This window comes from Oceanobacillus saliphilus (assembly GCF_023522835.1).
Classification (GTDB): Bacteria; Bacillota; Bacilli; order Bacillales; family Amphibacillaceae; genus Oceanobacillus; species Oceanobacillus saliphilus.
The window spans coordinates 399,524-410,270 of the sequence record NZ_JALCZU010000001.1 but is presented as its reverse complement, the minus strand read 5'-3'; the positions used below and the strand labels follow the sequence as shown (position 1 = coordinate 410,270).

The window sequence follows — 10,747 nt, the reverse complement described above, 5'->3', positions numbered from 1 at the left end:
ATGAATCCAATCCATTCTCAACATTTTCATGCTTTTGTTCTGGCGTCTTGCATATATAACGGATTATAATGTAAGATATGTTTATTCTAAATGAAAAATGGTATAGTTAATGGTGTGTTTTATGTACGTGAAAATGAATGATGATATACTGGCCGTAAAAAAGCCTTCAATATTTTAGTAAAGGGAGTGCATGACCGTGAGCTTAGAAAATTTCAGCCACGAAGAATTAAAGGATATGTCGATGATCGAAATGGCGAGTAAAATTTTATTACAAGAAAAGAAAGCTGTTAATTACAGAGAACTTTTTGATAAAATTGCAGAGATTAAAGGGTTTAACAAAAAACAGAAGGAAGTCAATATTTCCCAGTTTTATACCGACATGAATGTGGACGGACGTTTTCTTGCGCTTGGTTCCGGTATGTGGGGTCTCAAACGTTGGTATCCTGTAGAACAAGCTGAAGAAGAGCTTACTGAAGTACCGAAAAAGAAAAAAGTTAAAAAGAAGAAAAAAGCAGTCGTTGACGATGTCGCTGCACTTGACATCGTTGATGAGGATATTGCGGACGTAGTCAATGACTTTGATGAGCTGGACGAAGATCTGGACGATGACGATTTCGATGATGAATTCGAAGACGAGTTAGATGAAGAATTGGACGATGATGTGGATGAAGATGAAGAATTGGATGAGGAAAAGAAATAAAAGGGTTGCTTGACTTTTTAATCGAGTATGAGTACAATTCTTATTGGGCTCTTTGAATTTAAAACACAAAGCGTTTCCCCAGGCAATATGGGGAAACGCTTTTCTTATTTTATTTTCAAGTTAAGCAATACTACTATATAAGATCTTGGATAGAAAGAAGGATGAATCGTGACTAAATATATCTTTGTCACCGGTGGAGTGGTATCTTCCTTAGGGAAAGGAATAACAGCCGCTTCACTCGGTCGTTTATTGAAAAACCGAGGCTTAAAGGTTACAATCCAGAAATTTGACCCATATATCAACGTGGATCCAGGAACAATGAGTCCATATCAGCATGGAGAAGTTTTTGTTACCAATGATGGAGCTGAAACAGATCTGGACTTAGGACATTATGAACGGTTTATCGATATTAATTTAAACAAGTTCAGTAATATCACAACAGGAAAAGTATATTCCAGTGTGATCCGAAAAGAACGACGCGGAGACTATCTTGGTGGTACAGTGCAGGTGATTCCGCATATCACAAATGAAATTAAGGATCAAGTATATCGTGCTGGAGAAGCGACAGGAGCAGATGTCGTCATAACGGAGATTGGTGGTACAGTTGGTGATATTGAATCATTGCCATTCCTGGAAGCCATTCGTCAAATCAAGAGCGATGTAGGTCGCAATAGTGTCATGTACCTGCATTGTACGCTTGTGCCATACATTAAAGTTGCAGGGGAAATGAAAACAAAACCTACCCAGCATAGTGTAAAAGAACTGCGCTCATTGGGTATACAGCCGGATGTCATCGTGTTGCGTACAGAACTCCCAATCAGCAAGGAATCAAAAGAAAAAATCGCATTGTTCTGTGATATTAACGAAAAAGCAGTTATCGAAATGCGTGATGCAGACACATTGTATCAAGTGCCAATCGCTCTCCAGGAGCAGAACCTTGACCAATTGGCCTGTGATCATTTTGGGTTGGATTGTGGAGAAGCGGATATGAAAGAGTGGAAAAAACTTGTCTCTAAAGTGAGAAATCTTTCCAAAAAAGTTGATATCGGGTTAGTAGGCAAATACGTGGAATTGCCGGATGCTTATTTATCTGTTGTCGAGTCATTGAAGCATGCTGGATATGATTTCGATGCAGATATCAATATCCATTGGATCAACTCCGAATCGTCAGATAAAGAAAGCATTGATTCAGAACTTTCACAGGTGGACGGAATCATCGTGCCTGGCGGATTTGGTGATCGCGGAATTGAAGGCAAAATTGAAGCAATTCGTTATGCACGTGAAAATAATATTCCTTTCTTCGGGATTTGTCTTGGCATGCAGCTTGCATCCGTGGAATTTGCGCGTAACGTGGTTGGACTTGAAGGTGCACATTCAGCAGAAATCGATCCGAAAACACCACATCCAATTATTGATTTACTGCCTGAACAAAAAGATATTCAAGATCTCGGTGGTACATTGAGACTCGGCGCATATCCTTGTAAGCTAAAAGATGGAACGAAAACAAAAGCAGCATACAACGGGGCAGATACGATTGAAGAACGTCATCGCCACCGTTATGAATTTAACAATGATTACCGTGAACAAATGGCTGAGCAAGGGTTTATCTTCTCTGGTACAAGCCCTGATGGAAGATTGGTTGAAACAATCGAGATTGAGAATCATCCTTGGTTTGTAGCCTGCCAATTCCATCCAGAATTCACATCACGACCTACAAGAGCACAAAGCTTATTTAAAGGCTTTATCGGTGCATCTGTAGAACAAAAAAGCAAAAAGAATTAATTAAAATTAGAACCACTCTGAGCAAAAATGCAGAGTGGTTTTTTTGTGTTGGAGGCCTTGAATTTGCAGCATTCCTAAGGTGCTAAAGGAAATCCATCTATCGACAATATTCGGGGAGTGACAGACCTCTACTTGGGAAAAATTTGAAATGAGGCAGGATTATGTAAAGATTTATAGAATTGATTAAGTGGGGAAATTAGTTACTGGGGGGAAATAGAATTTATGCCAAAGGAGATATTAGTTGTTGATGACCAGCCTGGAATCCGTTTACTTTTAACCGATATTTTGACCAGTGAAGGTTATCAGGTTTCCTTAGCAAGTACTGGTAAGGAAGCGATAGATAAAATTAATAAGCATACATACGATTTAATCATTCTGGATTATAAACTGCCGATCATTGATGGGAAAGAAGTGTTGGAGATACTCGAGAGAGATAAAAAGGAGATCTCTGTCATTTTAATGAGCGGAATGGCTGAAACGATTAAACAGGAAGTCGAAAAAATTAAAATGGTAAGGAGAATCGTCGCAAAGCCTTTTAATATAAAGGATTTTTGTGCTCACGTGGAAGAAATTCTTCTGTAGGGAGTTGATTCCGCATTCCTTACTTGTTGCGCCAATCCTCCGTAGTTGGTATTCTTATACTGTAGGAAGATCAGTATAAATACTTGTTAAAGAAAAGTCATAAGGAGGATTTTCAATGCCATTAGTATCCATGAAAGAAATGCTTGAAAAAGGTAAAGAAAATGGTTATGCAGTAGGACAGTTCAATATCAACAACCTAGAATATATTCAGGCAATCCTGCAAGCTGCCGAAGAAGAAAAGTCACCAGTTATTCTAGGTGTTTCTGAAGGTGCGGGCAAATATATGGGTGGTTTTAACGTTGTCGTTGCAATGGTAAAATCATTAATGGAATCCTATGGTACAACAGTGCCAGTTGCAATTCATTTAGATCATGGTTCAAGCTTTGAAAAATGTGCACAAGCTATTCATGCAGGATTCACTTCCGTAATGATTGATGCTTCACATTCACCAATAGAGGAAAATATCGCTTTAACGAAGAAAGTTGTAGAACTTGCTCACATTCATGGCGTATCTGTTGAAGCTGAAGTTGGTACAGTAGGCGGAGAAGAAGACGGCGTAATCGGTGGTGTTATGTACGCGGATAAAGATGAATGTAAACAGCTCGTTGAACAGGCTGGCATTGACTGTCTTGCACCAGCTCTAGGGTCTGTACATGGCGAATATGATGGGGAACCAAACCTTGGATTTGCAGAAATGGAAGAAATTCTAAATCTTGTACAAGTTCCTTTAGTGCTTCATGGTGGTACAGGAATTCCAACAAAAGACATTCAAAAAGCAATCTCACTTGGAACTGCTAAAATTAATGTAAATACAGAAAACCAACTTGCACAAACAAAAGCCGTTCGCGAAACACTGAACGCAAAACCAAAACTTTATGATCCACGTAAATACTTAGGACCTGGTACAGAGGCAATCAAAGAAACTGTAAAAGGTAAAATGCGCGAATTCGGTTCCGCTCAACAAGCGTAATCAAAGCGATTATGTAACATGACAAAAAAGCTGTTCCACCTGGTTCAGCTTTTCCGTCCATAAAAAACAGTCAGAGAAAGTGAAGGTGCATAACATATGAAATTTTTTATTGATACAGCAAACATAGAGGAAATCCGTCAGGCAAATGAACTGGGTATATTAGCGGGGGTTACAACAAATCCAAGTCTTGTAGCAAAAGAAGGCGTTTCTTTTCATGACCGTCTACGTGAAATTACTGCAGAAGTAACAGAAGGATCCGTAAGTGCGGAAGTTATCGCAGAAGATGCAGCAGGTATGATTGAAGAAGGAAAAGAATTGGCTGCAATTGCACCAAACATTACGGTTAAAGTTCCAATGACATTGGAAGGTCTGAAAGCAGTCAAAGCGTTCAGTGATCTTAACATCAAAACAAATGTTACGTTAATTTTCAATGCTAATCAGGCATTACTTGCTGCACGTGCTGGAGCAACCTATGTTTCCCCATTCCTTGGACGTTTAGATGACATTGGTCAGGATGGCATGACATTAGTCGCGACAATCGCAGAAATTTTCGACCGCCACAATATTGGCACGGAAATCATTGCAGCATCTATCCGTCACCCATTACATGTAACGGATGCAGCAGTGAATGGAGCGCATATTGCAACCATTCCTTATAACGTGTTGTCTTCACTTGTAAAACATCCATTAACAGATCAAGGTATTGAAAAGTTCCTAGCAGACTGGAACAACCAAAAATAATTGTATGAAATTGGAAAAAATGAAAAGGATAATAACATAACGAGCTTTTAGTTTACGTGATTATGAGTAGAGGTATTGACCCTTTTTTAAAAGGTAAAAAATAGTACATGCCATGACGTGTGTTCGAATATTTTTTGGGCAACCTCTCAGGAACGAGGTATTCAAATGCAGAAATTGTTAATTGAAGGTGGCCATGAACTAAATGGCGAAGTTCGAATCAGCGGAGCAAAGAACAGTGCAGTAGCTTTGCTGCCAGCATCCATATTGGCAGATTCAGCGGTTACCATCGAAGGGCTTCCGGAGATTTCCGATGTCCATACACTTGGTGATTTGCTCGAGGAAATTGGTGGCAGTGTATCGTTGGAAGGTCAGGATATGACCATCAACCCGGAAAAAATGGTAGCAATGCCATTGCCGAATGGAAAGGTAAAAAAGCTGCGTGCTTCCTATTATTTTATGGGAGCAATGCTTGGTAAGTTCAACAAAGCTGTTATTGGACTCCCGGGGGGCTGCTATCTTGGCCCACGTCCTATCGATCAGCATATTAAAGGCTTTGAGGCACTTGGGGCTGAAGTAACGAACGAACAAGGAGCCATATACCTGCGTGCAAAAGAGCTGAGAGGTGCCAGAATTTATTTGGATGTTGTCAGTGTCGGCGCAACGATTAATATCATGCTTGCAGCTGTTAAAGCAAAAGGTAAAACCGTAATTGAAAATGCAGCTAAAGAGCCGGAAATTATTGATGTTGCAACATTGCTCACCAATATGGGTGCCAAAATCAAAGGTGTAGGTACAGATGTCATTCGTATTGAAGGTGTTGAAACATTGCACGGGTGCAGACACACGATCATTCCCGACCGTATCGAAGCAGGGACATACGCCATTGCAGCAGCTGCAATGGGAAGAGAAGTTATTATTGATAACGTTATTTCCCAGCATCTGGAATCACTCATTGCGAAATTACGTGAAATGAATGTCACGGTAGAGGAAAGTGATGAACAGCTTTACATTGCAAGAAAAAGCCCTTTAAAGAGCGTTGATGTAAAGACACTTGTTTATCCAGGGTTTCCGACAGACCTCCAACAGCCATTCACGTCCCTTTTAACCCAAGCTAGCGGTACTGGCATCATCATTGATACCATTTATTCCGCCCGCCTAAAGCATATCGATGAATTAAGAAGAATGAATGCTGTGATTAAGGTGGAAGGTGGATCAGTAATTGCATCTGGTCCAGTACAATTGGAAGGTGCAAAAGTTAAAGCATCGGATCTCCGTGCCGGAGCAGCACTTGTCATTGCAGGCCTGATGGCGAATGGTGTTACAGAAGTGACGGGCCTTGAGCATATTGACCGGGGTTATGAAAAGATTACAGAGAAACTGTCAAATCTCGGAGCAAAAATCTGGCGTGAAGAGATGACCGAACAGGAAATTATCCAAACTCAGAATTCCTGATAAAGTTTAGAAAACCATACCCACTCTTATAACTATATTCTTTGGGATGAGTATATTGTAAAAATAAGGGAGATGGAGAATATGGAAAGAAGTTTATCAATGGAATTGGTGCGAGTAACAGAAGCAGCAGCATTGGAATCAGCACGCTGGATGGGGAGAGGTGTCAAAGAGGAAGCAGATGATGCAGCAACAACTGCCATGCGATCCGTATTTGATACCATTCCAATGCGAGGTACAGTTGTAATTGGTGAAGGCGAAATGGATGAAGCTCCCATGTTGTATATCGGTGAAGAACTTGGAACAGGAGAAGGACCTGGCGTAGATGTTGCAGTTGATCCACTGGAGGGTACGGAAATTGTCGCCCAGGGAACGTGGAATGCGTTAACTGTAATCGCTATCGCGGATAAAGGGACACTCCTGCATGCTCCTGATATGTACATGGAAAAAATTGCTGTCGGACCGGAAGCAGTCGGGATGATTGATATCAATGCCCCTGTCATTGATAATTTACGTGCCGTTGCAAAAGCAAAAAACAAAAATATAGAAGATGTTGTTGCAACTGTTTTGGATCGTCCCCGTCATGCAAAATTGATTCAGGATATCCGGGAATCCGGAGCCAGAATCAAACTTATTCCAGCTGGTGACGTTGCTGCAGCCATCAATACAGCATTTGAAGATACTGGCGTAGATATTTTACTCGGTTCGGGTGGTGCTCCTGAAGGGGTTATCGCAGCTGCCGCGCTTAAATGTCTCGGTGGTGAACTTCAAGGGAAATTACTGCCATCCAATGATGAGGAAATCGCCCGTTGTAAAAAAATGGGCATAACTGATTTTAATAAAGTATTTTATATGGATGATTTCTGTAGTGGTGATGATGCAATCTTTGCTGCTACAGGGGTTACGGATGGTGAGCTTCTAAAAGGTGTTCAATTTAAAGGGTCGAAAGCAACGACACAGTCACTAGTCATGCGTGCAAAAAGTGGCACTGTCAGATTTGTTGATGGCGAGCACAGCCTGCAGAAAAAACCGAATCTTGTTATCAAGTCTTAAGAAAATTGCTAAATGAATAAAGGAAGCCAAGTAAGAATTGGCTTCCTTTTCTATAATTATATTACGCTATGAATAATCATCTATAACTTGAAGCAGCAATAATATATTACAAATTTGTAAAAATAATATTGAATAATACTTTCTAAAAGAGTAATATAATATATGTTTAACACAGGCATATCTTGGCTAATCTGTTTGTACACCCAGAAATCCTGACACGATTAGCAAAAAAAGAATCTGGAGACTTCTATCAAAGCTTCTGCTAAACTCTGCATTTCTTCAAGGACTCCCTTCCATAAGAAGTGGCAATATCAAAACAATATTAAACTTAATGAAATATGGTTACTTACGCGGTAAATGAATAGTCACACAACAATTTTTTCCCGCAGTACGATGAAACACTCCCTAAAAAAAGATTAAGGAATAGGCGTGGTGATTGAGTGGAAACATTAACAATCTCTAATTTAGAGACAATGACATTAAAAGAAATCTATGCTTGGGCAAAGGAATACAAAGTATCGTATTATTCCAAACTGACCAAAAAAGAACTAATCTTTGCAATATTAAAAGCACAGGCAGAGAAGGACGGTTTTCTGTTTATGAATGGTGTGTTGGAAATCATCCCATCTGAGGGATTTGGTTTCCTGAGACCGATCAACTATTCCCCGAGTGCAGAAGACATCTATATTTCAGCATCCCAAATTCGTCGTTTTGATTTAAGAAATGGTGATAAAGTATCCGGAAAAGTGCGTCCACCGAAAGAAAATGAGCGTTATTATGGTCTATTGCATGTCGATGCAGTCAATGACGAGGATCCGGATTCATCCAAGGAACGCGTGCATTTTCCTGCCCTGACAGCCCTTTATCCAAATCGCGCAATTAAACTTGAAACAGAGACACGGACAATTTCCACAAGAATCATGGACTTGATGACACCGGTTGGTTTCGGCCAGCGCGGTCTTATTGTGGCACCGCCAAAAGCAGGGAAAACGATGCTGATTAAAGAAATTGCAAACAGCATATCAATAAACCATCCGGAAGCAAAGTTGATCATCCTTCTGGTGGACGAGCGTCCGGAAGAAGTAACCGATATTGAACGTTCTGTTGCTCCGAATGTTGATGTCGTGAGCTCTACCTTTGATGAAGTGCCAGAGAGCCATATTAAAGTATCGGAGCTCGTTCTGGAGAGGGCAATGCGTCTTGTTGAGCATAAGCGCGATGTTATCGTACTGATGGATAGCATTACCCGTTTGGCGCGTGCATATAACCTCGTGATCCCACCAAGTGGCCGTACACTTTCCGGTGGGATTGATCCGGCTGCATTCCACCGTCCAAAACGATTCTTCGGTGCTGCGAGAAATATTGAAGAAGGCGGAAGTTTCACGATTTTAGCTACTGCATTGGTAGAAACAGGTTCACGCATGGATGATGTTATTTATGAGGAATTTAAGGGTACAGGGAATATGGAACTGCATCTGGATCGTCATTTGGCTGAACGCAGAATTTTCCCTGCGATTGACATATTACGTTCCGGAACACGTAAAGAGGAATTGCTTGTTGACAAAGGCCATCTTGACAAAATGTGGGCAATCCGCAAGACGATGCAGGATTCACATGATTTCCTCGAACGCTTCTTGAAACGCCTGAAATCATCAAAAAACAACGAAGAATTCCTACAGGCAATGGGAGAGGAAATGAAGCGCAAAGGTATGACAAAACAGTAAAAAGAGCCCGTAGCTTATGCCATGGGATCAAGGAATATTTAAGTTATCCCTATTGCATTCACAGCATCAGACTGGTATAATCTTTCTATGTGAGTTTAGATAAGGTGCAATACCACCTATGACGGCTCTTACAATAACTCTGTTTCTCAGGACTCAGGGCAAAAAGGAGTGGAAAGAACATGAAAAAGGAAATTCATCCAGAGTACAGGAAAGTAGTTTTTCTTGATACTAGTTCAGATTACAAATTCTTGAGCGGATCAACTAGAGGATCCAACGAAACAATCGAATGGGAAGATGGTAACACATACCCATTGATCAAAGTTGAGATCAGCTCTGATTCACACCCATTCTACACAGGTAAACAAAAAGCAGATACAGTCGGCGGCCGTGTAGACCGATTCAAGAAAAAATATAATATGAAATAAAAGGTTGAAGCGACTGACCAGAAGCGGAGGCATAAGCAATTGGCGCTTGGAGTGCCAATTGCTTATGACAGCAGCTCCTGGGAGACGGAACTGGACTGTAAGAAGGTTTCGGCGACTCCGCTTTCTTAATCAAACGTTTGATCAACTTTAAAAGGACAGGCAAAATGTCTATATTTTGCCTGTTCTTTTACTTTGGAGTAAGGTTTTTTTGAAAAAATGTATACGTACAACTATGGCATTTGCCAAGCATTAGGAATGCCAAGTTTTCTAATAAAATGATAAGAATATGTTAAATTTGTCGATAATAGTGGTAAACTATCCGCTATACATAAAATTAATTTAACCGTGATGAGAGGGGTTCACAACATGTATGTAATGAAGCAAAGCGGCTGGGTGGAAGTAATATGTGGCAGTATGTTTTCGGGGAAATCGGAAGAATTGATCCGCCGTGTACGTAGGGCAACCTATGCAAATCTGTCAGTGCGCGTTTTCAAACCTGCCATCGATGACCGCTATGATGACACAGCCGTCGTCTCTCACAACGGAACATCCACCATTGCTCGACCAATAAATAAATCCGTAGAAATTCTCGATCATATTGATAATCATGTCGATATCGTTGGAATCGACGAAGTGCAGTTTTTTGATGAAAACGTCGTTGAAATTGCTGAAGAACTCGCAAACAGAGGTATCCGTGTAATCGCAGCAGGGTTGGATACTGATTTCCGAGGCGAACCATTCGGACCTGTTCCAAAGCTAATGTCACTCAGCGAATCCGTAACAAAATTGAATGCAATCTGCCCAGTATGCGGCTCACCTGCAAGTCGTACCCAACGTCTAATCAACGGTAAACCAGCTTCCTACGATGATCCAATCATCCTTGTCGGAGCATCTGAATCCTACGAACCAAGATGCCGCCATCACCATGAAGTACCGAATAAACCAACAAGCAATGTAATTAACAGTCTGATTAATGCTGTGAAATAAAAAGAAGCATCCAAAGGGGTGCTTCTTTTTGGCAAAAAAGAAGGGAAATTAGCATGCGTGGTAGAAATAATCATGAAACAAAAGGAGTGATTTTATAAGCTGTTTTTTAAGTTATACGATAAGCGAATAGAGGTAATGCGTCTCAATGCATTAGAAAGTAGAGTTTCAATCCACCAATCAAAAAAGAAATGGTAGTACGTGGTGATCTCAAAAGGAAGAAATCCGAATTAGTTGGCGAGAAAGAAGGCTTCGCAAATCCAATTCCTCAAATAAAAACCGTTACATTCTGCCTCCAAAAGTGGTTAAGGAAACACAGCTTCCCCCTGTGCAGAAG

At 40.7% G+C, this 10,747-nt stretch carries 10 protein-coding genes; all 10 read left to right on the top strand.

The genetic code is table 11. From position 1 onward, the window contains the following. Window positions 1-190 precede the first annotated feature (190 nt). A complete protein-coding gene (gene rpoE / locus MN204_RS01770) occupies window positions 191-700 on the top strand; it encodes a DNA-directed RNA polymerase subunit delta (RefSeq protein WP_306798549.1) in 510 nt (169 codons plus the stop codon). 168 nt (window positions 701-868) lie between these two features. After that, a complete protein-coding gene (pyrG, locus tag MN204_RS01765) occupies window positions 869-2,482 on the top strand; it encodes a CTP synthase (protein ID WP_249869345.1) in 1,614 nt (537 codons plus the stop codon). Window positions 2,483-2,704: 222 nt separating this feature from the next. Beyond that, window positions 2,705-3,064, top strand: coding sequence for a response regulator (locus tag MN204_RS01760; protein WP_249869344.1), 360 nt, complete (start codon window positions 2,705-2,707; stop codon window positions 3,062-3,064). A gap of 115 nt (window positions 3,065-3,179) precedes the next feature. Next, window positions 3,180-4,034, top strand: coding sequence for a class II fructose-1,6-bisphosphate aldolase (gene fba, locus MN204_RS01755; RefSeq protein WP_249869343.1), 855 nt, complete (start codon window positions 3,180-3,182; stop codon window positions 4,032-4,034). Between the two features lie 96 nt (window positions 4,035-4,130). Then, complete coding sequence (fsa, locus tag MN204_RS01750; protein ID WP_249869342.1) at window positions 4,131-4,775, top strand: fructose-6-phosphate aldolase; 645 nt, start codon at window positions 4,131-4,133, stop codon at window positions 4,773-4,775. A gap of 165 nt (window positions 4,776-4,940) precedes the next feature. Continuing rightward, window positions 4,941-6,227, top strand: a complete 1,287-nt coding sequence (murA, locus tag MN204_RS01745) for a UDP-N-acetylglucosamine 1-carboxyvinyltransferase (RefSeq protein ID WP_249869341.1) — start codon at window positions 4,941-4,943, stop codon at window positions 6,225-6,227. 81 nt (window positions 6,228-6,308) lie between these two features. After that, window positions 6,309-7,277, top strand: a complete 969-nt coding sequence (glpX, locus tag MN204_RS01740; RefSeq protein ID WP_249869340.1) for a class II fructose-bisphosphatase — start codon at window positions 6,309-6,311, stop codon at window positions 7,275-7,277. Between the two features lie 440 nt (window positions 7,278-7,717). Then, window positions 7,718-9,001 carry a transcription termination factor Rho gene (rho, locus tag MN204_RS01735; RefSeq protein WP_249869339.1) on the top strand — a complete coding sequence of 428 codons (1,284 nt, stop codon included), beginning with the start codon at window positions 7,718-7,720 and terminating at the stop codon, window positions 8,999-9,001. A 179-nt stretch (window positions 9,002-9,180) separates the two neighbouring features. Then, window positions 9,181-9,426, top strand: coding sequence for a type B 50S ribosomal protein L31 (locus tag MN204_RS01730; protein ID WP_249869338.1), 246 nt, complete (start codon window positions 9,181-9,183; stop codon window positions 9,424-9,426). Between the two features lie 366 nt (window positions 9,427-9,792). Beyond that, window positions 9,793-10,413 (top strand): thymidine kinase, encoded by a 621-nt coding sequence (locus MN204_RS01725; RefSeq protein WP_249869337.1) that lies wholly within the window; start codon window positions 9,793-9,795, stop codon window positions 10,411-10,413. The last annotated feature ends 334 nt before the right edge of the window (window positions 10,414-10,747 follow it).

Excerpts from the sequence above, each read along its gene's own strand:
- rpoE (WP_306798549.1), top strand. The coding sequence starts at position 191 with ATGACCGTGAGCTTAGAAAATTTCAGCCACGAAGAATTAAAGGATATG.
- MN204_RS01760 (WP_249869344.1), top strand. The coding sequence starts at position 2,705 with ATGCCAAAGGAGATATTAGTTGTTGATGACCAGCCTGGAATCCGTTTA.
- fba (WP_249869343.1), top strand. The coding sequence starts at position 3,180 with ATGCCATTAGTATCCATGAAAGAAATGCTTGAAAAAGGTAAAGAAAAT.
- fsa (WP_249869342.1), top strand. The coding sequence starts at position 4,131 with ATGAAATTTTTTATTGATACAGCAAACATAGAGGAAATCCGTCAGGCA.
- murA (WP_249869341.1), top strand. The coding sequence starts at position 4,941 with ATGCAGAAATTGTTAATTGAAGGTGGCCATGAACTAAATGGCGAAGTT.
- glpX (WP_249869340.1), top strand. The coding sequence starts at position 6,309 with ATGGAAAGAAGTTTATCAATGGAATTGGTGCGAGTAACAGAAGCAGCA.
- MN204_RS01730 (WP_249869338.1), top strand. The coding sequence starts at position 9,181 with ATGAAAAAGGAAATTCATCCAGAGTACAGGAAAGTAGTTTTTCTTGAT.
- MN204_RS01725 (WP_249869337.1), top strand. The coding sequence starts at position 9,793 with ATGTATGTAATGAAGCAAAGCGGCTGGGTGGAAGTAATATGTGGCAGT.